The following is a 21,700-nucleotide window of genomic DNA, read 5'->3' as shown; positions in this document are numbered from 1 at the left end:
AAACAGTTAGCGTCGATGATAGTGTGGCATTCGTCATGTGAAAGTAGAACATCATCAGGTTTTTTATTTGTCATTAGTTTATCAATACGATAAAAACGACCCTTACCTCTTTAACTTTTTTAAAATATCCTGTATACAAGGGTAGCGAATCAAATTGTACTATTAATTATTTTTTGACTTAGGAAACAATATCGTAGGTTATTATCCAATCTCTTTTTTCTGGAATATATACGTTTTTCATTTCACTACAAAAAATTTTTTCGGTATTTTTCAATCTATTATTGAAATCTTTTGAAAAATTTAAACCATCAGATTCTAATAGTCGTGCATATATTTTTTGTGCAGTATCTTGAGATATAGCATAAAATTGTTTAATCTGGTCAATAGTTTGTTCAGCGTTATTTAGTATAGATGCTAAAAGTTCGTGATAAATAGTTATAAATTTATTGACTCTACTCTGATTTTTTATAAACCATTTTTGTCTGGTATTTGCAATTAACCCTTGATATTCACCAAGGTGCTTATAAAGATTTGTCAGACAGTTTACATTTGGCATGACACAAAAAGGAGGGTTTAATAACGTTGCATCTAATTGACCATTAATTAGTTTTTTGTAACGAATATTTGTTGCACCGGATTTTAGCCATTTTAATTGATTATAATCTTGGGTACTCAACGTTGTCTTAAGGTAAGTCCTCAAAGCTCGAGCATAACCACTGTCGGTATCAATACCAATATTAACTTGGTTTAGCTTAAAATTAATATTTCCACATAAATCAAGTATCCCACCATGAATTGGCATAAACGCTCTAATATCATGGAATTTTTTTTCAAAGTAAATAGATAAGGTATCATCGTATGACATGAAAACGATATCAGCTCTTTTGTCTATTAAGTCTTGATGGCTTTCATTAGCGTTTTTAACGTATTTAATTTCAATATCTGCTTGGTAACGTTTTTGTAACGTTTCTAAAATGAAAGCCGATATATCTTTAAAAGTTGAAATTTTTAATGCTTCATTCATATTTCTAACCTTTTTTAGATAATTAATTTATGTGAGTCAATGGTTTATTATGCGTCCAATACAAATAAATTAAAATAGGGATAATAATAAGTATTGTATAAAAATCCCATAAAATGGTTAAAAATGCACCGATTGTTAGTCCCAGAACAAAGCTGATTATGGTTGTACTGATAAGTACTAAATCAAAATAACGTTTTTCAGCGAACATATGTGCAAGGTTTAATAAATTCATAGTATAGGCAACTAGATTAATTTTGGTTGAATGAAAGCGATAAAAGACGTTATTCGTAATAATACTCATAATGGTAGCTATATTCGCAACAATTAAAAATCCTAAGCTATCTTCCTGTAAGTGACCACTAGTTAGGGCGACCCTCCCAGCAAAGCAATAGATTATCACAAATCCTAAAGATAAAATAATACGGAACTTAACACTTTTTTTAACCAACAAATTATGAACAACTATCCCTGAAATAACAAAGTTGATAAGTAAAGTTGCTCTTACCATGTCAGTAAATTGAGGGTTAGTTGCCATATCTGCAATAAAATAAATAATATTACCTGTCATTAACACTACAAAAACTTTATATAGCATAATGACGGAAATAGCATCGTTAACACCATTAATAAAAGCTAGTTGATAATAGTTAATTAAATCTCGTTTATTCATGATTGATCTACTCTAATTTGGGACACTTTTGAGTTTCCGACTCAATTGTACATTCAAACTGTTTTAGAGTCGTATAATTTATCATTCAATATAGCCTTGTTTCTTTACTCCAATTAGAGGCTGTCCAAACGGTCTAAACTAACCACTAAAATAGCCAAAATAAATCACAGTAAATTTTAGTGAGTGATTAAAACCTTTGAAATAGATACCATTATTTTCAGTCTAAATAATTTTGTTATTTAAATTAACAAATATTTATAAAAATAGATAGCATAAATATGTAATTAGGTTGATTTAATTAAAAAAGATTTGAAAGCTTGCAATCCTTAAATTGAAATATATTTTGAAAAAACTAAAAAAAGGATTGCAGGATGGATTATCACATAAGTGATGAAGTTTGGAAAAAGATGTATATGTTTTTACAAACAATAAAAGGCATACACGTTTAAAATGCTGACAATATTCGTTGGCGCTTTACAGAGACTTTTTCGTACTGGCTTTACAAACACTAAGCTGAACGAAAAATATGGGAAAGTATGATGATCAATTTTAGTGATGCAGATTTGCAAGATACCATGCTTGATTCAACTATTGTAATAGCACATGCTCTTTGTGCAGCAGGTTATGAAAAGCATGGCAGCGATGCTCAAGCGCTTGGTAGAGGCAAAGGAGTTTCATTAGTATGATAAAGGAATTTACAAAGAGAGGCAGAGGGCTTCCTGCAGAGCTCTCCATTTTTCCCTGTTTTGTAATTGCCACATCCTCTCAAACCCTAATGTCAATCCAACTCAAGAAATTCTGGGATCAGTTGAAATCAGCTTTATGCCTATCTCAATAGGGATAGTGTCAATAGGAGTGTATAGTTTATGAGTTATATTTACTACTCTACTTGACGCTTATTGATGATTGTAGAGCATAGTTGATTTTGCCCATCAAAGTTTAATCTTATCAAGCTAGATGGGTGCTCATCGTCATACTTAGTTACATCGTTTATATTATTATTTTTTATTTCAAGTTGAATATGTACAACACTACTGCCCGTAACTTTAGTATTTAAAAGCGTATATTTGGTTGAATATTGAAAAACATAGCATGAATCATTACTTCTAGATGCTATAAATATAAAATAAGAATCCTCTGTATTGCCTTCATTAAGGTAAGGCTCAATCTTTTCATATCCATATTGGTAATTATCTTTTAAAGCAGCAGGTTTCAAGATATATAACTTAAAGTTTTCATAGTTGTGATGAACTATTTGCTCATTCACAGGCTGTAGCAAAACAGGCTCAGAATCATTGATTTTAATATCAAAGCTTAAATTACTTTCTTTGTATTCAGATGAGTATGCACTGCTGCATAAAAATAAATATAAAACTCCCACGTAAAGATAGTGGAAAAGCTTTCCTAGCATTGAGGTTCACCATCTGTCATCGATACTAATTGCCAGCTATATTTGTAACCTGTTGTGTATAATGCGTGAGCAGGAGTACACTTTTTACCAAATGATGCTGTGTATCCGTCGTTATGTCTTAAAACAACATTAAAACTAATTGGTTTGCTGCATTTATTGACTATCACCCACGTATTGCCATATTCAGTACTAACATATGCTCCAACACAACCTATATTTTTAAGGTTTTTGCTAGAGGTAAAAAATATTTGCTCTTGTTGCATAATTTTATCCAATTCGTTTTGACTCAGGATAGTTGGTTCACCCAAGCTAACCTCTCTAACTTCAGTTGGATTTATTTGATATTTACTTAACGTCTCCATTAATACGGGATTATTGTAAGGGAAAACACTTTGGTTGCCTGCAAAAGCACTGACTGCAGCAGCTGAAAGTATGCTTATAAGCGCCAATGATGAGCATGCTTTTTTAAAAGAACTCATTTCTTCTGTCTCCCTGTGTTAGATTTAGTAAAAACTAGTTTCCGGAGAAACGCTAACATAAAAACTAGTCCCTCGCAACATGAGCAGTATTTTATCTGATTACTGTTTTTTAACGTTTGATCTAGCTTTTAAATACTTGTAAAGCGTTGTACGAGAAATATTAAGTTGCTTGGCAATTTCTTCAGTTGTGAGTTCTTTTTGATTGTAAAGTGCTTCAGCAAATTGATGAGTTATATCACATCCCCAGATTTTCGGTAAAAACATTAAATCGCGCTACTCAAAGAAATATTTTGGTGATTCTCCTGGAATTTCTGTTGTATCGCTGATGGCTAATCATGTTCCAATCAATGCTCGATTAATAGGGTGTAATGAGCACGAGAGTCATTTTGCTTTTGATTTGGTATACAACAACACTTCACAAATCAAAATTGATATGCTGACTGGCGATAATCATACGGTAAATCAGATTAATTATATTGCACTTGATGCAATTGATATCGAGTTTGTGCCAAGTATAAAAAATATTCGAGAAGCCTCTGCGTTTCTTTACTGTACGCGTGATTTAGATATATATAAAGGGTTAATCTCGCCAAAAGGAAAAGTTGATCTTGCTCTTATTAAGAGTCAAAAACGTGAAATTATCAGAGTGCTTCTTTCACTTATACTTCAACATAATACACAGGCGGTTATCGTTAAAAAATTGTCATCACACAAGCGGAACATACGTTTAAAGTCGGCATTATGGGAGTACAACAAAATACTCAAAACAATACACATTTTAAACCTGATTAATGATGAATCTCTTCAACAGAAATTAAGAAGAGCAAGAAACAGAACCGAGTCATATCATCAGCTCCAACGCATTATTAGAAAGGTGCATGATGGCTTGTTTAGAGGCAATAAAACAATTGATAACTGTGTTTATATTTAGGCATCAAGACTCATTGCCAACTGTGTAATTGCTTACAATTCAATCTTATTATCGAATATATATTAAACTGGTCGAAAAATACGGGGAAGATAAAGCTAAGCAAATCATAAATCGTATATCGCCAGTAGCATGGCAACATATTAACGTTACTGGAAGATACAAGTTTATGTCCCAGGATTATGCGCCTGATATTGAAGTAATATCAAAATTCCTTGAAAGTAAGCTGACATCGCACTTTGAGAAGGGGTGAAAATTGAAAAACAGGGAAAAATGGAGGGCTCTGCAGGAAACCCCAGCCCAGGCACCTAATTGAGTGCTTTTTTCTAAGCTGAAACACTTTCGCAGAGTTTTTTCTAGATTTGATAAAACAAGGATCAGTTTCAGTGGTTTTTTGCACATTTCGGGAAGTTTAATATGACTGCAAAACACTGATTAGATTAGCAAACAAAAATGCAAACAGTAAATCCATGTATGAATCGGACTCTAAACATTATATCCAGAAGATGAAACATTGCTATTAGAGCCAATCCAATCAGTGTGGAAAAATTGACCATATGCTTTGTCTAAACGCTCATAAGTATGTGCGCCAAAATAGTCACGTTGTGCCTGGAGTAAATTTGCCGGTAGCCTAGCTGTAGTAAAACCATCAAAAAAACTTAATGCAGAAGTTAATGCAGGCATAGCAATACCAGTTTCTATACCTTTAGCAACGATTCGCCTTACACTTGGTAATGCTTTTTGAACAAGAGATTTAAAATAGTCATCAAATAACAAATTTTGTAATTGGGGACTACGATCAAAAGCAGCTTTTATTTTTTCTAAAAATATACTACGAATAATACAACCTTCACGCCACATAAGCGCAATATCACCATAATTAAGTATCCAATTGTATGTTTGGGAGGCTTCTTGCATAAGCATATAACCTTGCGCATAGGAGATGATTTTGGCAAATAGGAGTGATTGTTGTAAATCGTGTAATAGTGCGCTAGAAATAGGGGTATGTGGGTAAGCTTTCTTGCCATAAAAACGCTCTGCTTGTAGGCGAGTATTTTTTTGAGCTGAAATACAACGTGCAAAAACACTTTCTGCAATTAAGGTCAAAGGTATACCTAAATCAAGTGCATTAATGCCTGTCCATTTGCCAGTACCTTTCTGTCCAGCGGTATCTAAAATCCGATCAATAACATAGCCTTCCTTATCTTGAAACTTCAAGATATTGGCAGTGATTTCAATTAAATAACTATTAAGTTCCGTTTGATTCCAGTTGGTAAAAATAGCAGATAAGTGTTCATTATCTAGCTCAAGCAAGTCTTTCATAAATTGATAAGCTTCGCATATTAGCTGCATATCACCATATTCAATTCCATTATGTACCATTTTAACAAAGTGTCCTGCACCTCCAGAGCCAACCCATTCACAACAGGCTTCACCATTTGGTGTTTTAGCAGCAATTGCTTTAAAGATAGGTTTAATTGTGGGCCATGCTTCCATCATACCACCAGGCATCATTGAAGGTCCAAAACGCGCTCCTTCTTCACCGCCTGAAACCCCTGTACCGATAAAGTAAATTCCTTTTTTCTTTAATGTTTTTACACGACGTTCGGTATCTGCAAAGTTGGAATTGCCACCATCGATAATAACATCGCCTTGATCAAGTTGAGGAATTAAGCTATCAATAAATTGATCGACAACTTCTCCTGCTTTTACCATCAACATCACTTTACGTGGTTTTTTGAGTTTTGAAAGCATATCTTTAATCGAATAGGCACCAATAATATTTGTACCTTTAGCATTGCCATTTAGAAATTCATCCACTTTACTGGTTGTGCGATTGTAAGCAACAACTGTAAACCCATGATCATTCATATTGAGAATCAAGTTTTGACCCATCACTGCTAAGCCAACAACGGCAATGTCTCCTTTTTGCTGCATTCATGCACTCCAAAACGATAGAAAAACAATATGCTAGGCATTGTAAAGCTTTGATTTGGTAAGATAAAGGCTTTTATTAAGAATGGAAAAAAGTAACAAGGTAAAAACAAAAGTGATTTTCTATTGTTCAGATGCTTTAATTTGGTATTTTTTTACGATTTGACCGCCAATAATGTGAGATTGAATGATTTCTTCTAATACTTCTGGCGTACAAGAGTGATACCAAATGCCATCTGGATAAACAACAGCAATTGGTCCTTGGATGCAGATACGAAAACAGTTTGCCTTGGTACGATATACTTCACCATGTTGTGACAGTCTAAGTTCAGATAGACGTTTTTTAAGATATTTCCAAGAAACCATTGAATCTTCTTTGTTACAGCACTTATCAATGCTTTGATCACAGCATAAAAAAATATGCCGTTTTATGTTTTGAATGCCAAGTAAATGCGCTTTTTTGGCAGCTAAATTATCTTCCATGCTATGTCCTTTAAAATGGAATGAGGTTAAACATAGGAATTAAAATAGGTGTAGCAAGGGTTAAAACAAAGCCGCTACTGATGGCAATAGGTACTGCACTAATGCCAATATGATCTTTGATAACTGGTAGTGTAAAATCCATCGCTGTTGCACCACAGTAACTTACAAGTTCAGTTGGCATGCGTTTTGCTAGTATGGGAATAATAATGATAGCAATAATTTCACGTGAAAAATCGATAAAAAATGTCATGGTACCAAAATGAGCATCAATGAGTTGTGCATTTAAGATACTTGCTAAACTATACCAACCAAAACCACTGCTAAGCATCAATGCGTGACCTGTGGAGATATTGAAAATAAAACTCAATATTATTCCACTAATCAATGAACTTAGGATAAGAATAATTGCTATCATGATACCTACTTTGTTTTTTAGGATTTGGGCTAATGAGTGACCCTCACGTCGCATTTGGACACCAATAATAAATAGCGTTAAGATCAAAATGCCATCAATCATGAGTTCAATATAAGGAAAAGGTTTGTTAATAAATAAGCCAAGTAAGCTACCAATAATAAGATAACTAAGGTATTTGCAACTTTCTAAAATAGGCTTAACTGGATTAGTAGATTTGATAAATTGAGTATGAGCTACCAGTGCATGTTTGGGTTTTATTTTTAGGTAAAGCGTTACGGCAAAAATATTAACAAAGAACAAAGTAACAATAAAGCTTAGTACAATAGCAAGTATTGCTAGAAGTTCACCTTTTAAATGATAAATAAGCTCACCAAAGTTATAACCCATCACAGTAATAATCAGGCTAATCATCATTGATAAGAGTTTACTCATTACTTTGTTGGATAAGTGTTTAACGTTAATAAAATAACCTAAGACCAAAGCAAATAGAATAATAATTGCCTGAAGCATCGTTATTCACCACTAATGTTACATGTGCTAATTAGTAAAGAACCTGTACGAATATGCGAAAATGTATCAATATCTTCCCCCATGGCAACAATGTTATGAAATAGATCTGTTAAATTCCCAGCGATGGTAAAATTGTCAATTGGGTATTGGATGATACCATTTTCAATATAATACCCCATCGCACCTTGTGAATAGTCTCCTGTTGTGAGATTAAAGCCTTGTCCCATTATTTCATGAATGATAATGCCTTTATCCATTTTTTTAATAAGAGCATCAAGTGATATGGTTTGGGTACTGTTAACAATTACATTACTAACCCCTCCTGAGTTACCTGTAGTTGTTGAATTTAACTGACGTGCACTATAGCTATTTAATAGATAGCGTTTAAGTTTGCCATTGACAATAATGGGGTTTTCACCAAAATTGACTCCCTCGTCATCATAAGGTTGATTTCCTAAACCATTTTTAATATTTGGGTTTTCAATCAAACTCATATTTTGACTTAAAATATCATAATCAAGTTTATTCAGTAAAAAGGTATCTTTGTGATATTGATGTCCCCCTTTTATCGCAGATAACAATGTTTTCCAGAATATACGTGCAATGGCAGGGGAGAGCAAAATAGGTAAACGTTGACTCTTAATTTTCTTTGGATTTCGTCTATTTAAAGTGCGTTCAATTGCAAGGTTTGCGATTTCTTGAATAGTTGGTAAAGCAAAGAAGTCATAAGCACTAAAATACGCATTATCACGTTGCATGCCATGCTTGTCTTTAGCAATAAGTCCAATACCGATACTATGACGTGTTTCAGGATAAACGTGTATAAAGCCATAGCTATTAGCAAAACCATGTATGATTTCAAAACTGTTGATATCCACGCCTTCAGAATGGAAAATGCTTTTTTGACTAACTGCTAGTTGCTCACATGTTTTGGCATGTTCAATGGTTTTTTCAATGCTAAAGTCCACAATGGGACAGTATAGTTCAGGCATCTTTTGTGGTTCACATAAAAAAGCTTTATCAACGATGCCAGCAAAGGGGTCAACTTCTGTATATTGAGCAATCGCCGTGGCACTATCAATAATTGATTGAATGCTTTTATCACTTAGATCAGAAGTTTCAGCATAGCCTGTTTTGCCTTGATGATAAACGGTTACATTAAGTTGTTGAGTAACATTAAATTCAAGTGTTTCAGTTTGTAAATCACGTACAGCGATGACGTGCCCTTGGTTATAACTACAGCTTATTTCAAAGGCATCAATATTTTTGTGTTGTAAACGCTCATAAGTACTGGTAAGTACCGTTTTGATGTAAGATAGTTTGTCTAAGATTAACATGGCTGGCTATTTATAATCTCTTTTATTAAGTAAGGATGAATGACAATCATTATCTAGAATCAACCTAAAGATAGCAAATATTGGTTGAAGATTTTTGTTTCTTTAATTTGTTAAGAAAAAACAAAATAGCATTTGAGGGAAGTCAAAGGTTTTTGTTACAATCACTACACTTTTGTTTTACGCTAATTTCTCCCTTTATGAACTCAGTGTTTTGTTTATCACCCGTTGATGGTCGTTATGCGAATAAAGTCGACGCACTACGCGCGCATTTAAGTGAATATGGTTTAATTTATTATCGTATAGTTGTTGAAATAAAATGGCTTAAGCAACTAGCTAAGGAAGATAAAATTATTGAAGTACCAAAACTCTCACAAAGTGCGTTAGAGTACTTGGATGAAATTATCAAAAATTTCAGTGAAGAAGATGCGTTGGAGGTTAAAAAAATTGAAACAACTACCAATCATGATGTTAAGGCCGTGGAGTATTTCATAAAAAATAAAATTGCTAATCATGCTGAGTTAAGTCGAATAAGTGAATTTATTCATTTTGCTTGTACTTCAGAAGACATCAATAATTTATCTTATGCCTTGATGCTAAAGCATGGCGTTAATAAAGTGATATTACCTGAAATTACCTATATACAGAAGGTTATTGCTAAGTTTGCTTTAGATTTTGCCGATCAGCCGATGTTATCGCGCACGCATGGACAACCAGCATCCCCAACAACCTTAGGCAAAGAGTTTGCAAATGTCAGTTATCGTTTAGAACGACAAATTATGCAATTAAAAAAGCTTGAATATTTAGGTAAGATAAATGGTGCTGTTGGAAATTTTAATGCACATATCGCAGCTTATCCTAACCTTGATTGGCCAGAGATTGCAAAACACTTTATCCAATCCTTAGGACTGACCTACAATCCATTGACTACCCAAATTGAACCGCATGACTATATTGCAGAGTGCTTTGATTGTTTGTGTCGCATCAATACAATTTGTATTGACTTTAATCGGGACATTTGGAGCTATATTTCATTAAATTATTTTAAACAGAAAACTATTACAGGTGAAATTGGCTCATCCACCATGCCGCATAAAGTCAATCCAATTGATTTTGAAAACGCAGAAGGTAATCTAGGTGTGGCAAATAGTTTAATGAATCACTTATCGTCTAAATTGCCGATCTCACGTTGGCAGCGTGATTTAACGGATTCTACTGTATTGCGTAATATCGGCATGAGTTTGGCTTATAGCTTAATTGCGTATCAGGCAATGCTAAAGGGAATGAGTAAACTAGAGCTCAATCGGGAGCCAATTTTAGAAGATTTAAAGGATAACGTTGAAGTATTAGGTGAAGCCGTACAAACGGTGATGCGCCGTTATGGTATTGAACAGCCCTATGAGAAATTAAAAGAACTTACGCGTGGCAAGCGCATATCACTGCATGATTTATCTGCTTTTATTGACAGCTTGACCTTGCCTTATGAGGTTAAACAATCCCTTAAGGCAATGACTCCTGCGAATTATATTGGTATTGCTGAACAGTTGTGTCAAGAATATATCAAACATTAGCACTTTGTAATATAAATTAAAAAGGATAAAAAATGATTTTAATTACGGGTGGTACAGGCTTTATTGGCTCACATACTGTAGTCGAGTTTATTACGATAGGGCTTGATGTTATCATTATCGATAACCTATACAATAGCTCACAAGTTATAATAGATCGCATTTATGAGATAACAGGCACAAAGCCAATTTTTGTCAAAGGAGATATCCGTGATAAGGCATTTTTAATAAGTATTTTTGAGCAATATCCAATTGAAATGGTCATTCATTTTGCAGCCTTAAAAGCAGTGGGTGAAAGTGTTTTGAAACCCTTGGAATATTATGATAACAATGTTTCTGGTACGCTAAACTTACTCAATGTCATGTACGATAGAGGTATTAAGAAATTTGTATTTAGCTCTTCTGCTACGGTTTATGGTAATCCTCATGAGATTCCAATAACAGAAAATTGCCCGATTGGTACACCAATAAACCCTTATGGACAGTCTAAAGTCATAATCGAGAAAATCTTGCAAGATTTATCATTTGCAGATAAAGAATGGTCCATTGCAATCTTACGTTATTTTAACCCAATCGGGGCACATGAAAGTGGATTGATTGGAGAGTTACCAAATGGTATTCCTAATAATTTATTGCCTTATATTACCCAAGTAGCCAGTGGTAAATTGCCAAAATTATCGGTATTTGGAAATGATTACAATACAAAAGATGGTACAGGTGTACGTGATTATATTCATGTTGTGGATTTAGCTAATGGTCATTTAAAAGCTTATGATTATATTAAGGATAAAAACGGTTGTTACGTTTGGAATTTAGGTACAGGTAAAGGCTATTCAGTGCTTGAAATTATTAAAGCATTTGAGACAGCATCAAAGCAAAAAGTCCCATTTCAAATTAAATCCAAACGAGCAGGTGATATTGATGAATGTTGGGCAGACTGCGCTAAAGCGCAAAAGGAGCTTAACTGGCAGGCAAAAAGAGATATTTATACAATGATGGTTGATAGTTGGCGTTGGCAGTGTAACCAAAGTAAATAAATGGTTAGTTGACAAACGTGATATTATTTAGGAAAGTTGTTCAACAAATAGAGATAAGTAAGGATACCCCTATTATCAAGCTTGCATTGGAGGAGGGGTTTGAAACTCATGAATCATTTACCTGCTGGCAGATATGCCATCATTTGAAATAATTAAGGTAAGTCATATGTTTTTAGCTGTGCCTAAAGTGATCACTTGCTATTAGATGACCAAGAGGTATTACTGTTGTAATTCTTTAGAAATAAAACCTTGTGAGTTGACATCAACAGCAGCAGAATATTCGATAAATAGAGCTTTGCGTGTATTTTTACGTGGACGAGCTTTTTTATCTTGCACCTTTGGTTTTTTAATTTTCTGTTCTTCTGAGTTATCTGATTCTTTCATGTTATTATCAGCATCCGAGCTTTGAATTGTTGCTTCATCAACAATAACATCAAATACCTCATCATCTGTACCTTCATTATCATGTTCAACTACAATAACGTCACCTTCTGATGGTACTTGACCTTTTAAAACTTCTTCTTTAGCTAATTCAGTAATGTTAATGACTTCAAAGGTTAGATATTTCGTTTTGTTTGTATGGGCAGAGTGCGTTTCAATTTGAGTAGCTTTACCACTACTTACAGTATTAGCTTCAGTTAATACTTTCCTCACCATCAGTGAAATTTTTTCTTCAGGAGTGGTTGAAATGGTCTTCATCATGGCTTTCTCTTTAGCAGCCTTAATTGCTTCTGGAGACTCTTTTTTCAAGATGGAAATATTAATCACTTCTTCACTTTGATGAACTTGTAAACGTTGATTTGGTCTATTATTACGTCCGTTTAGTTTGTTGGCATTGCGATCGCGCTCATTACTTTGTTGGCTATTTTGCTCACGTTTTTGCTTTATTGCAACGTTATCACTTTTATCGCTTTGCTGTTGACGATTTTGCTTATTGCCCCGATCATTATTATCACGAATATTTCGATCGTTGCGTTGTTCATTACATTGATCTTTATTGGAGTTTTCTTTGTTAATATGCTTATGATTAGATTTTTCTTTTTCGTTTTGTTTTTCGGAGAAGAAAAAGGACATTAATTTTACCAAAAGATTTTTTTGAACTTGATTTTTTTGATTTTTCTCATGCTTATCGATTTGTTTTTGAGGCACTTGTCGGTTTAGTTTTTGATTGCTCTTGTTGTTTGCCTTATCAAGTTCATCTGAGTTTAGAGTTTGATTAACTGATTTTAATGCAGGTTGTTTCGATTTGTCGTGCTTAGGTGTCTTGTATAATTGGACATTTTGCTCTTCCTCAATCAAATTATAGCTTGGGCGATTAGCCGTGTAAGCCTCTCCCCATATTCGTTGAATGTTATAATGCGGTGATTGTAAGTTTGCATTTGGAATCAAGAGTACCTTAGTGTTAGTGCCTTCCTCAATTTGTGATAATTCATCGCGTTTTTCGTTCAATAAAAAGGTAGCAACATCGATTGGCAATTGAACACGTAGTTCATTTGTTTTCTCGCGCAATGCTTCAGCGTGAACGTTACGTAAAATGGATAGTGCAAGTGATGGGATGGAGCGAATAAAGCCATGACCCTCACAACGAGGACAAGCGTGCATCACAGACTCACCTAGAGATGCTTGCAAGCGCTGGCGAGAAATTTCAACTAAGCCAAACTTAGAAATACGCGTCATTTGAATCTTAGCACGATCACTGTATAATGCATCGACCAGCTTTTGCTCAACGGCTTTTTGGTTAGGGAAGAATGCCATATCGATAAAGTCAACGACGATTAGACCTCCAAGATCACGTAAGCGCAATTGTCTAGCAATTTCTTCAGCTGCTTCAAGATTAGTAGCCAACGCAGTTTCTTCAATATTGTCGCCCTTTGTGGCACGTGCAGAGTTAATATCGATAGCGGTTAAAGCTTCGGTTGTGTCAATGACAATCGATCCACCAGAAGGCAAGTGTACTTCACGCTTAAAAGCGCTTTCGATCTGCTTTTCGATTTGAAAAGCATTAAAAAGAGAAAGCTCTTTTTTGTATAGCTGTAAACGTGAGATAAAGTGAGGACGCAGCATAGATAGCTGGCGTTTTAAATCCTCAAAAGCTTCTTCATCATCAATAATAATCTCATTAATATCTTCTTTTAAGTGATCACGAATGGCACGAATGGTAATGTCGCTTTCTTTGTGAATCAAAAAAGGTGCTTTACGCTGGTAAGAAACGCGTTTTATCGCGTCCCATAGGTTAATTAATGTATCAAGGTCGGCTTGAATCTCTTCTGCTGAGCGATCTACCCCAGCGGTACGAATAATAACTCCCATATTGTTTGGAATGGTAAGAGAATCAAATAAAGTCTTAAGTTTTTGACGTTCATCACCTTCGATACGGCGTGAGATTCCGCCAGCACTTGGGTTATTTGGCATAAGCACCATATAGCAACCTGCAAGCGTAATAAAGGTGCTAAGAGCAGCGCCTTTTGTGCCACGCTCTTCTTTAGCGATTTGCACGATAAGCTCTTGACCAACATCAAGTAATTCGTTTAATGGTGTATTAGGATCTTTGGTTGTTTTCTTGAAATACTCAGGTGATATTTCTTTATAGGGCAAAAAGCCGTTTTTATCTTCACCATAGTTTACAAATACGGCATTTAAGCTAGGCTCAATGCGTGAAATTTTTGCTTTGTAAATGTTAGCTTTCTTTTGTTCTCTGTCAACGCTTTCAATATCTAAATCTAACAACTGATTGTTGTCGACAATAGCAATACGCGTTTCTTCTGCTTGGCGCGCATTGATCAGCATTTTTTTCATAAATTGGTATCCTTTTAAATAATTGATGTTTAAAAGGCATAATGGCGAGAGATAAGTAGTAAAAAGACGATGTTTGATTGGATAGAGCATATGCTTGTGTTTGGTTAGTTAAAACCTGTATTAAGCAAACTAATATTGTTATCATTGTTATAAAAATCGTCATCATTGTGTTTTTTGTTACATCAGTTGGTTATGTAAGCTTGCACAAAAAGCTACTTATTTTCTTATTATCATGCCTTTTGTGTGATTTAACGTTTAATTTTTTAACTCAGGCTTGTAATGGCTTAAGGTAAGCTTTAAGAGCATTGTTTTTACTCTTTATTAAAATCATCTAAATCAGCATGGGTACTGTGCTTATTGCAAAGTCGATCAATAGATTTGCAACAAGACACCTCATCATTTGCTCTATTATACATTAAATAACTGTTACTTTAACCAGTTACTCATGTTTATTTATGGCAAACAAAATGTGGATCTTGGAGAATTCTCTGCTGGTTGGGGTTGTTTCCTATTTAGTGCTTGTTTGTGCACAGATTGTCCCCATAGAGTACTACAGCCAAAGTCCATACTAAAATTCGTTTTCATTTTTGGTTGGCAAAGTCAAGTTTGCTTAGCAAAAACAGTTATATTCTAGCAAAACTTACCTATGAATAAAAGTGCAATTGTCAAGTGCTTATAATATTTTTCAAGCATTCTATGAAAATTACAACAAAGTTTAGAGAAGTTAGAAACAAGGATGAAGATGAGTTAGTTAGGACTATAGACTATAGCAAGTTGTTGGCAAGGACTTTAATCTGCAAAAAATAAATTAAGGTAGAATCAAAAAGTAAAGAATGCAAAACGTAATAAAACTTTTGATGGAGTGTGTGGTATTATCAACAGGGTTAAATAAATAGATGGTTAGAGTATGGTGAGATTATATGCAGGAATAGAAGCAGGAGGTACAAAATTTGTTTGTGGTATTTGTGATGACCGAGGTGAAGTCATTGAAAAAGCACAGTTTCATACTGAAGCACCTAAAGAAACACTAGCAAACGTCATTCGTTTTTTTAAACCATTTGAATTTACAGCAATGGGTGTTGGTTCATTTGGTCCTGTGTGTGTTGATAAAGCACATCCAAAATATGGTATGATTTTGAATACGCCTAAACTTAATTGGCGTAACTTTAATTTATACCAAGCTTTATCATCAGCTTTCCCAAGTTGTGCAATTAAGCTTGATACCGATGTGAATGTAGCAGCGTTAGGTGAACAGCGTTTTGGTGCAGCAAGAGGTTTAACGGATTTTGTTTATCTAACGATAGGAACAGGGATTGGTGGTGGTGTCCTTATTGATGGAAAAATGCTACATGGTTTAACCCATCCTGAGATGGGGCACGTATTAGTGAGAAAAAGTAATAAAGACTTGGAAGAATTTAATGGAATTTGTCCAAGTCACAAAAATTGTTTAGAGGGTATGGCATCAGGACCTGCATTAAACATGCGCTGGCAAGTGGCAAGTTGTAGTGTACTACCAAAAGATCATATCGCTTGGGAGATAGAATCCGATTATTTAGCACAAGCTTTAATGAATTATGTTTTAGTCTTATCTCCACAGAAAATTATTTTAGGAGGTGGAGTGATGAAGCAGATACAGTTGTTTCCTTTGATTAGGCAAAAGTTAAAAACGTTGTTAAATGGGTATGTTCAACATCAGAATTTAGAAGAATATTTAGATGACTTTATTGTGCCATCAGAGCTAGATGGTGATGCAGGGCTAAAGGGTGCATGTGCGTTAGCAATAGATATCCAAGACTCATTAGCTAATAGTTGAATAAAATACAGACTTAAAGGATGAAAAAATGCATTTAATTGGATATTTGCTATTAATTATTATATTTTTGATTGTTTGTGCATTAGCAGTATTAAATGCTCAACAAGTAACATTTAACTATTTATTAGGATCATTAAATTTACCATTGATATTGTTATTATTGATAGTTTTTGTATCAGGTTTAATAATTGGCATGTTGTTGATACTTCTGTCACGAATAAAGTGCAAAGTTAACAAGGCGCAATCTGTATGATTGTATTAGGAATAGAAACTTCATGTGATGAAACAGGTATTGCAATTTATGATGGTGAAAAACATAAGCTTTTAGCTAATGTACTTTATAGTCAAATTGATTTACATGCGCAGTATGGCGGTGTTGTGCCTGAGCTTGCCTCTAGAGATCATGTGGCAAAGCTTATGCCATTGACAAAACAAGCATTAAAAGAAGCAGAACTATCGTTGAAAGATATTGAAGCTGTGGCCTATACAGCAATGCCAGGTTTGGTAGGTGCACTTATGGTTGGCGCAGCATTTGCTAAAACCTTAAGTTTTATGTGTAACATCCCCGCTATAGCCATTCATCATTTAGAAGGACATTTACTGGCCCCATTACTAAGTGATAACCAAAAGCCAGTGTATCCCTATATTGCTTTATTGGTGTCAGGGGGGCATACTCAGCTGATCAAGGTTAATGATTTTGGTTGCTATCAGTTATTGGGAGAGTCTGTAGATGATGCAGCAGGTGAAGCTTTTGATAAAACAGCAAAGCTATTGGGTTTGCCCTATCCAGGTGGACCACATCTTGCAAAATTAGCCGAACGAGGGCGGAAGGAAGTGTTTTATTTTCCTCGTCCCATGTGTGATCGCTCAGGACTTGATTTTAGCTTTAGTGGTTTAAAGACCGCTGTTTTAAATACTTGGCAAGGACAAATAGAACAGAATGATATTATTAAAGCTGACATTGCATGTGCGTTTCAAGAAGCCATAATTGAAACGATTGCTATAAAATGTAAACGTGCACTAAAACAAACAAATGTTAAACATTTAGTGGTCTCGGGTGGTGTGAGTGCAAATAAGCAATTGCGTATCATGTTAAAAGAAATCGCAAATAAGCATGATTGGCAAGTATTTTATCCACCTCTTCAGTATTGTACTGATAATGGGGCAATGATTGCGATTGCCGGTGCTTATCGTCTTTTGCATGGCTATCGTGATGAGGATATGACAATACAGGTTAAGCCGAGGGCGTCGTTAAATAGCATCAGTATACGTTATGAGTAACAAGTATTTTCCCCAAGTAAAACGATGCATTGTATGTTGAATGAAGTACTATTTTTCTTGATTTTTACAACACGAAAAGTACCTAAATAAGCTGATAAATAGTTTAAAGGAAATATTTGATTAGCAGCTTTGACTTACGTTTAAAAACCATATAAAAACTAACTCATGAGACCTGTCTATTCAAATAAAAAATTATTGTGTACAAAGGAGAGGGTAATGTGTTTGAAGCATTTCTTAGGTATACTATGCACAAAATACTATAGTAAAGTTTAAATTAGCAATTTGAGTATATAATGGCATCATCTTTATATCAAGAGCAGGATTACTACAGAGGCGTATATGAAGCGCATCCTAAAGAACATTTTTCGCCTTTTAGACGTGATTATGCACGTGTGATCCATTCAGCTTCTTTTCGGCGTTTACAAGGTAAAACGCAGATTTTTCCTTGTTCAGAGAGTGAATTTTTTAGAAATCGCTTAACGCATTCATTGGAAGTGGCTCAAATTGCAAAGTCAATTGCAACAGGACTTAATTCACGTTTTAGCTTAGATATTGACACTGATTTAGTTGAAACCGCTGCACTTTGTCATGATATTGGTCATCCGCCTTTTGGTCATAATGGCGAAAAGGCATTGCATGCTAAAATGCTTGAATTTGGCGGTTTTGAAGGCAATGCCCAAGCGCTTCGCCTATTAGCAAAGACTGAAAAAAAAATCTTTGAAGGCGAAGGTCCTATTCATTCAGGTAAAGATAACCGTTTTGGTTTGAATTTAACATACAGAACGCTAGCTGCAATCTTAAAATATGACAAAGAAATTCCAAGTTATATCATTAGTTCAAGTGGCTATCCGATAAAGGGTTATTATTTAAGTGAAAAAATGTTGGTTGAAAAAATTAAGCAGCATGTATTAGCAGGTTATTCAGAAGGTGTCTTAGTAGGTAAAAAATTTAAAACTATTGAATGTTCGATAATGGATTTGGCCGATGATATTGCTTATTCTACTTACGACATTGAGGATGCGTTTAAAGGAGGTTTCCTTGATCCGCTTTCGATGTTAAATACCGAGCACAAGTTGCTTAAAAAAGTTCAACAGCAAGCAGAGTTAGATGGCATTATTGTGAGTATTTCGGACATTCAATCTGTATTGAGATCCATTTTTGAAGGCATCATAGATTTTGATGCTAAATTTACTGACATTTATCAGCAAGCAAAGAAACTAGCAAATTCAAGTTATTTGCGCACAAAATTTACTTCAAATTTAGTACATTATTGTATTTCAAACGTTGAACTTGATTGTGACAAAAACTGTCCTGTGCTATCCAGTGTACACCTTAGTCCTAAAGTACGTAAGCAAGTTGAAATATTAAAGTTATTTGTTTACTTTACGGTAATCAGTGCGCCAAAAATGAACGTTGTGCGCTATCAAGGACGCGAGATTATTTCAACTCTGTTTGATATTTTAATTGCTTCACAATTTGAGACTTCTTTGTTACCAGAAGATGTAGGTGAAATTTTTTATGCCTATCATTTAGATGATCAAGCTAATCGCGCACGTACAATTAGCGATTTTATTGCCAGTATGACAGATCGCTATGCAATAGAGTTATATAGCCGATTTACATCGAGCTCGGCACAAAGCATATTTAAACCTGTTTAAAATGTATATTCAAAACCTTAATATTTATCAGTTTCGTAACTTAAGTGAAGTTGCTATGACACTTCATCCTAAGCTTAATCTGATTAGTGGTCAAAATGGAAGTGGTAAAACTTCCATTTTGGAGGCGATCTACTTTTTGTCTCTAGGACGATCGTTTAGGAGTGCTCAATTAGCAAGAATTATTAGTCATGAAAAGGAGAATTTTAAATTATTCTCACGTTTTTATAATGCTAAAGAGAGGACAATTGCAAGCCTGCGTGATAAAACTGGCAAAAGTACAATTAGGTTAGATGGTGAAGAGGTCAGTTCTCAAGCAGAATTGACGCGCGCATTACCCGTACAATTATTTAATCCTGAGAGTTTTAGTCTTATTAATAGTGGTGCACAACAGCGCTGTAAACTTCTAGATTGGGGGGTCTTTTATCATAAAAAGAATTTCTTGAATATATGGCAACAAGTTAAGCGTTTAACTAAACAAAGGAATGCTGCATTAAAGCAAAATTATCCACGTAACTATATTGAGATTTTAGATAGGGAATTAGTGACTAAATCGGAAGCTTTAGATCAAGCACGCTTGGATTATTTCCAAATGCTTATGCCTAAAATACAAGAGCTATTACTGCTATTTAGTCCTCAATTGCAAGTTGAAATCAGTTATTATCGTGGCTGGTCGCAGGATAAGGCTTTGTTAGAGGTTTTAATACATAGCTTTCAAAGCGATGTAAAATCTGGCATCACAAGTCATGGTTCGCATCGAGCTGATTTACGCTTTAAAGTAAATGGACATCCTGCTCAAGATATACTCTCGCGTGGACAGCAAAAGATTCTTATCTCGGCGATTAAGCTTGCCCAAGGGGAAATCTTTTCACAAGAACATCAAAGCGGTTGTATCTATTTAGTCGATGATTTACATTCTGAGCTTGATCAAGCACATTTACAGAAAGTATTTAGTAAACTTGTAGAAATTGATGCTCAGATTATTGCTACGGCAATTAATGCCAATCACCTGTTAAATTTATTTTTAGACAAAGAACATAATCGCTACCAATTGTAAATCGATTGTTTTATAACGTTTTAGTATATATTTCATAATTGTGTTCAAAATAAGGAAAAGCCTTAAGATTTTTGTGCTAAAGTGGAGAAATATCGTTATTCTGGCATATTTAGGTATATACTATAGACATTTACGAGTTGGGATCATGTTTTAGGAGAGACTATGACAGAATTAGATCATGAGCATCATTCAAGCGGATTTGAACATGGTAGGATTAAAGTTATTGGTGTAGGGGGGGGTGGTGGAAATGCTGTAAGCTACATGGTTGAAAAGGGCTTAAAAGGCGCTAAAATTTATGCCATGAATACAGATAAGCAAGCGTTGGATAAGAATCTTGCCCCTTTTAAGGTGCAAATTGGTGAATACGTTTCTAAAGGACTGGGAGCAGGGGCAAACCCTGAGGTTGGCTTGAAAGCAGCTCAAGAGAGCATGCACCATATAGAAGAAGCTATTGCTGATTGTGATATGTTATTTATTACCGCAGGTATGGGTGGAGGCACTGGTACAGGAGCAGCTGGTATTATTGCTGAGGTGGCTAAGCGTAAAGGCATTGTAACAGTTGGTGTGGTCACTACCCCGTTTTCTTTTGAAGGGCGACGGCGTGAACTTATTGCAAGACAAGGTATTTCAGCCTTACAAGAACATGTGAACTCATTAATTGTTATTCCTAATGACAAGCTTAAAAAATCACTAGGAGAAAAAACAACTCTAATGGATGCATTTCATGCAGCAAATGATGTGTTATATAACGCAATGTCATCAATGACAGGAATTATTCGTACGCCTGGTCATATTAATGTTGATTTTGCAGATGTTAAAACCGTGATGGCTTCTCCTGGATTAGCTGTGATTGGTACAGGGCATGCTAAAGGCGAAGATCGTATTTTAAAAGCAGTTGAGAAAGCAGTATCTTGTGAGTTGTTAGAGGATATTGAACTAAAAGATGCTAAAGGACTTTTGGTATGTGTAACTTCCAGCAATGATATTTCATTGGGTGAATTTACTGAGCTTGGTGATCGTGTAGCTGAGATTGCAGCTCCTGATGCACCAGTTATTATTGGTACATCAATTAGAAAAGAAATGGGGGATGCAGTAGATATTACCATTATTGCCACAGGGTTTGATGTAGATGTTACAACTGAGCGTCACGGAGTAGTTCGTCAAGTGAAAACATTGCATAATCAACAACAACTTTCTACCAGTTATAAGGTCTTGAATGAAGGGCAAACTTTAGTGCGTAAACTTAATCCAGAGGCAAAACCAGATAATCAATAAGTTTTTATTTAGGTTCTGGTGAAGGAGTA

At 34.9% G+C, this 21,700-nt stretch carries 21 protein-coding genes and 1 pseudogene; 12 read left to right on the top strand and 10 right to left on the bottom strand.

The features are described from left to right. Positions 1 to 178: 178 nt before the first annotated feature. Together M1V25_RS03940 and M1V25_RS03935 are read right to left on the bottom strand one after the other, a co-directional pair. Positions 179 to 1,024 carry a substrate-binding domain-containing protein gene (locus M1V25_RS03940; RefSeq protein ID WP_498842497.1) on the bottom strand — a complete coding sequence of 282 codons (846 nt, stop codon included), beginning with the start codon at positions 1,022 to 1,024 and terminating at the stop codon, positions 179 to 181. Between the two features lie 22 nt (positions 1,025 to 1,046). Continuing rightward, positions 1,047 to 1,694 carry a DUF1275 family protein gene (locus M1V25_RS03935; protein ID WP_116964704.1) on the bottom strand — a complete coding sequence of 216 codons (648 nt, stop codon included), beginning with the start codon at positions 1,692 to 1,694 and terminating at the stop codon, positions 1,047 to 1,049. Between the two features lie 536 nt (positions 1,695 to 2,230). On the opposite strand from M1V25_RS03935, the gene M1V25_RS03930 reads away from it, so the two are divergent. Continuing rightward, positions 2,231 to 2,380: a hypothetical protein gene (locus M1V25_RS03930; RefSeq protein ID WP_498842496.1), complete on the top strand. Its 150-nt coding sequence runs from the start codon at positions 2,231 to 2,233 to the stop codon at positions 2,378 to 2,380. 194 nt (positions 2,381 to 2,574) lie between these two features. Here the strand turns inward: M1V25_RS03930 and M1V25_RS03925 are convergent, their stop codons facing one another. From M1V25_RS03925 to M1V25_RS03915, 3 genes are all read right to left on the bottom strand, one after another. Then, a complete protein-coding gene (locus M1V25_RS03925) occupies positions 2,575 to 3,105 on the bottom strand; it encodes a hypothetical protein (protein ID WP_498842495.1) in 531 nt (176 codons plus the stop codon). Beyond that, positions 3,099 to 3,584 carry a hypothetical protein gene (locus tag M1V25_RS03920; RefSeq protein WP_498842494.1) on the bottom strand — a complete coding sequence of 162 codons (486 nt, stop codon included), beginning with the start codon at positions 3,582 to 3,584 and terminating at the stop codon, positions 3,099 to 3,101. Before M1V25_RS03920 ends, M1V25_RS03925 begins: the two co-directional genes overlap by 7 nt. Before the next feature lie 99 nt (positions 3,585 to 3,683). Continuing rightward, positions 3,684 to 3,848, bottom strand: a complete 165-nt coding sequence (locus M1V25_RS03915; protein WP_498842493.1) for a helix-turn-helix domain-containing protein — start codon at positions 3,846 to 3,848, stop codon at positions 3,684 to 3,686. Between M1V25_RS03915 and M1V25_RS03910 the strand changes: the two genes are divergently transcribed. From M1V25_RS03910 to M1V25_RS03900, 3 genes and pseudogenes are all read left to right on the top strand, one after another. Beyond that, complete coding sequence (locus M1V25_RS03910) at positions 3,817 to 4,515, top strand: Tn3 family transposase (RefSeq protein WP_498842500.1); 699 nt, start codon at positions 3,817 to 3,819, stop codon at positions 4,513 to 4,515. The two genes, M1V25_RS03915 and M1V25_RS03910, sit on opposite strands and share 32 nt — an antisense overlap. A gap of 28 nt (positions 4,516 to 4,543) precedes the next feature. Further along, on the top strand, positions 4,544 to 4,765 hold the full coding sequence (locus M1V25_RS03905; protein WP_498842492.1) for a Tn3 family transposase: 222 nt from the start codon (positions 4,544 to 4,546) through the stop codon (positions 4,763 to 4,765). A 49-nt stretch (positions 4,766 to 4,814) separates the two neighbouring features. Beyond that, a pseudogene (locus M1V25_RS03900) lies at positions 4,815 to 4,933 on the top strand (IS5/IS1182 family transposase); the annotation flags it as partial. Between the two features lie 65 nt (positions 4,934 to 4,998). On the opposite strand, the gene gnd reads toward M1V25_RS03900, so the two are convergent. The 4 genes from gnd to M1V25_RS03880 form a co-directional block, all read right to left on the bottom strand. Then, positions 4,999 to 6,450 (bottom strand): decarboxylating NADP(+)-dependent phosphogluconate dehydrogenase, encoded by a 1,452-nt coding sequence (gnd, locus tag M1V25_RS03895; RefSeq protein WP_116964716.1) that lies wholly within the window; start codon positions 6,448 to 6,450, stop codon positions 4,999 to 5,001. Between the two features lie 120 nt (positions 6,451 to 6,570). Continuing rightward, positions 6,571 to 6,930 (bottom strand): (2Fe-2S) ferredoxin domain-containing protein, encoded by a 360-nt coding sequence (locus M1V25_RS03890; protein ID WP_116964718.1) that lies wholly within the window; start codon positions 6,928 to 6,930, stop codon positions 6,571 to 6,573. 10 nt (positions 6,931 to 6,940) lie between these two features. Then, positions 6,941 to 7,855, bottom strand: coding sequence for a LysO family transporter (locus M1V25_RS03885; protein ID WP_498842491.1), 915 nt, complete (start codon positions 7,853 to 7,855; stop codon positions 6,941 to 6,943). Between the two features lie 2 nt (positions 7,856 to 7,857). After that, positions 7,858 to 9,192: a metallopeptidase TldD-related protein gene (locus M1V25_RS03880; protein ID WP_498842490.1), complete on the bottom strand. Its 1,335-nt coding sequence runs from the start codon at positions 9,190 to 9,192 to the stop codon at positions 7,858 to 7,860. 197 nt (positions 9,193 to 9,389) lie between these two features. On the opposite strand from M1V25_RS03880, the gene purB reads away from it, so the two are divergent. Both purB and galE read left to right on the top strand, forming a co-directional pair. Further along, complete coding sequence (gene purB / locus M1V25_RS03875) at positions 9,390 to 10,760, top strand: adenylosuccinate lyase (protein WP_498842489.1); 1,371 nt, start codon at positions 9,390 to 9,392, stop codon at positions 10,758 to 10,760. A gap of 32 nt (positions 10,761 to 10,792) precedes the next feature. Beyond that, complete coding sequence (gene galE, locus M1V25_RS03870; RefSeq protein ID WP_498842488.1) at positions 10,793 to 11,794, top strand: UDP-glucose 4-epimerase GalE; 1,002 nt, start codon at positions 10,793 to 10,795, stop codon at positions 11,792 to 11,794. A 219-nt stretch (positions 11,795 to 12,013) separates the two neighbouring features. Here the strand turns inward: galE and M1V25_RS03865 are convergent, their stop codons facing one another. After that, the gene (locus M1V25_RS03865; protein WP_498842487.1) at positions 12,014 to 14,590 is read right to left on the bottom strand and encodes an Rne/Rng family ribonuclease; all 2,577 of its coding nucleotides are present in this window, start codon (positions 14,588 to 14,590) and stop codon (positions 12,014 to 12,016) included. A 907-nt stretch (positions 14,591 to 15,497) separates the two neighbouring features. Between M1V25_RS03865 and M1V25_RS03860 the strand changes: the two genes are divergently transcribed. From M1V25_RS03860 to ftsZ, 6 genes are all read left to right on the top strand, one after another. Beyond that, the gene (locus M1V25_RS03860) at positions 15,498 to 16,403 is read left to right on the top strand and encodes an ROK family protein (RefSeq protein ID WP_116964729.1); all 906 of its coding nucleotides are present in this window, start codon (positions 15,498 to 15,500) and stop codon (positions 16,401 to 16,403) included. A 28-nt stretch (positions 16,404 to 16,431) separates the two neighbouring features. Continuing rightward, positions 16,432 to 16,656: a lipopolysaccharide assembly protein LapA domain-containing protein gene (locus M1V25_RS03855; protein ID WP_116964731.1), complete on the top strand. Its 225-nt coding sequence runs from the start codon at positions 16,432 to 16,434 to the stop codon at positions 16,654 to 16,656. Next, entirely contained in the window at positions 16,653 to 17,684 is a 1,032-nt protein-coding gene (gene tsaD, locus M1V25_RS03850; protein WP_498842486.1) for a tRNA (adenosine(37)-N6)-threonylcarbamoyltransferase complex transferase subunit TsaD, read from the top strand. The genes M1V25_RS03855 and tsaD overlap by 4 nt, the downstream gene beginning before the upstream one ends. A gap of 293 nt (positions 17,685 to 17,977) precedes the next feature. Beyond that, positions 17,978 to 19,342 (top strand): dGTP triphosphohydrolase, encoded by a 1,365-nt coding sequence (dgt, locus tag M1V25_RS03845; protein ID WP_116964735.1) that lies wholly within the window; start codon positions 17,978 to 17,980, stop codon positions 19,340 to 19,342. Position 19,343: 1 nt separating this feature from the next. Further along, positions 19,344 to 20,396 (top strand): DNA replication/repair protein RecF, encoded by a 1,053-nt coding sequence (gene recF, locus M1V25_RS03840; protein WP_116964737.1) that lies wholly within the window; start codon positions 19,344 to 19,346, stop codon positions 20,394 to 20,396. A gap of 162 nt (positions 20,397 to 20,558) precedes the next feature. Further along, positions 20,559 to 21,671 (top strand): cell division protein FtsZ, encoded by a 1,113-nt coding sequence (ftsZ, locus tag M1V25_RS03835; RefSeq protein ID WP_116964738.1) that lies wholly within the window; start codon positions 20,559 to 20,561, stop codon positions 21,669 to 21,671. Positions 21,672 to 21,700 lie beyond the last annotated feature (29 nt).

The sequence above is a fragment of the Candidatus Nebulibacter yamunensis genome (assembly GCF_024208055.1).
Taxonomy (GTDB): domain Bacteria; phylum Pseudomonadota; class Gammaproteobacteria; order Francisellales; family Francisellaceae; genus Caedibacter; species Caedibacter lacustris.
This window is presented reverse-complemented; position numbering and strand designations above follow the sequence as displayed.

Excerpts from the sequence above, each read along its gene's own strand:
- tsaD (WP_498842486.1), top strand. The coding sequence starts at position 16,653 with ATGATTGTATTAGGAATAGAAACTTCATGTGATGAAACAGGTATTGCA.
- M1V25_RS03940 (WP_498842497.1), bottom strand. The coding sequence starts at position 1,024 with ATGAATGAAGCATTAAAAATTTCAACTTTTAAAGATATATCGGCTTTC.
- M1V25_RS03860 (WP_116964729.1), top strand. The coding sequence starts at position 15,498 with ATGGTGAGATTATATGCAGGAATAGAAGCAGGAGGTACAAAATTTGTT.
- M1V25_RS03915 (WP_498842493.1), bottom strand. The coding sequence starts at position 3,848 with ATGTTTTTACCGAAAATCTGGGGATGTGATATAACTCATCAATTTGCT.
- ftsZ (WP_116964738.1), top strand. The coding sequence starts at position 20,559 with ATGACAGAATTAGATCATGAGCATCATTCAAGCGGATTTGAACATGGT.
- M1V25_RS03925 (WP_498842495.1), bottom strand. The coding sequence starts at position 3,105 with ATGCTAGGAAAGCTTTTCCACTATCTTTACGTGGGAGTTTTATATTTA.
- galE (WP_498842488.1), top strand. The coding sequence starts at position 10,793 with ATGATTTTAATTACGGGTGGTACAGGCTTTATTGGCTCACATACTGTA.
- M1V25_RS03865 (WP_498842487.1), bottom strand. The coding sequence starts at position 14,590 with ATGAAAAAAATGCTGATCAATGCGCGCCAAGCAGAAGAAACGCGTATT.
- M1V25_RS03935 (WP_116964704.1), bottom strand. The coding sequence starts at position 1,694 with ATGAATAAACGAGATTTAATTAACTATTATCAACTAGCTTTTATTAAT.
- M1V25_RS03930 (WP_498842496.1), top strand. The coding sequence starts at position 2,231 with ATGATGATCAATTTTAGTGATGCAGATTTGCAAGATACCATGCTTGAT.
- gnd (WP_116964716.1), bottom strand. The coding sequence starts at position 6,450 with ATGCAGCAAAAAGGAGACATTGCCGTTGTTGGCTTAGCAGTGATGGGT.
- recF (WP_116964737.1), top strand. The coding sequence starts at position 19,344 with ATGTATATTCAAAACCTTAATATTTATCAGTTTCGTAACTTAAGTGAA.
- M1V25_RS03890 (WP_116964718.1), bottom strand. The coding sequence starts at position 6,930 with ATGGAAGATAATTTAGCTGCCAAAAAAGCGCATTTACTTGGCATTCAA.
- dgt (WP_116964735.1), top strand. The coding sequence starts at position 17,978 with ATGGCATCATCTTTATATCAAGAGCAGGATTACTACAGAGGCGTATAT.
- purB (WP_498842489.1), top strand. The coding sequence starts at position 9,390 with ATGAACTCAGTGTTTTGTTTATCACCCGTTGATGGTCGTTATGCGAAT.
- M1V25_RS03885 (WP_498842491.1), bottom strand. The coding sequence starts at position 7,855 with ATGCTTCAGGCAATTATTATTCTATTTGCTTTGGTCTTAGGTTATTTT.
- M1V25_RS03880 (WP_498842490.1), bottom strand. The coding sequence starts at position 9,192 with ATGTTAATCTTAGACAAACTATCTTACATCAAAACGGTACTTACCAGT.
- M1V25_RS03920 (WP_498842494.1), bottom strand. The coding sequence starts at position 3,584 with ATGAGTTCTTTTAAAAAAGCATGCTCATCATTGGCGCTTATAAGCATA.
- M1V25_RS03855 (WP_116964731.1), top strand. The coding sequence starts at position 16,432 with ATGCATTTAATTGGATATTTGCTATTAATTATTATATTTTTGATTGTT.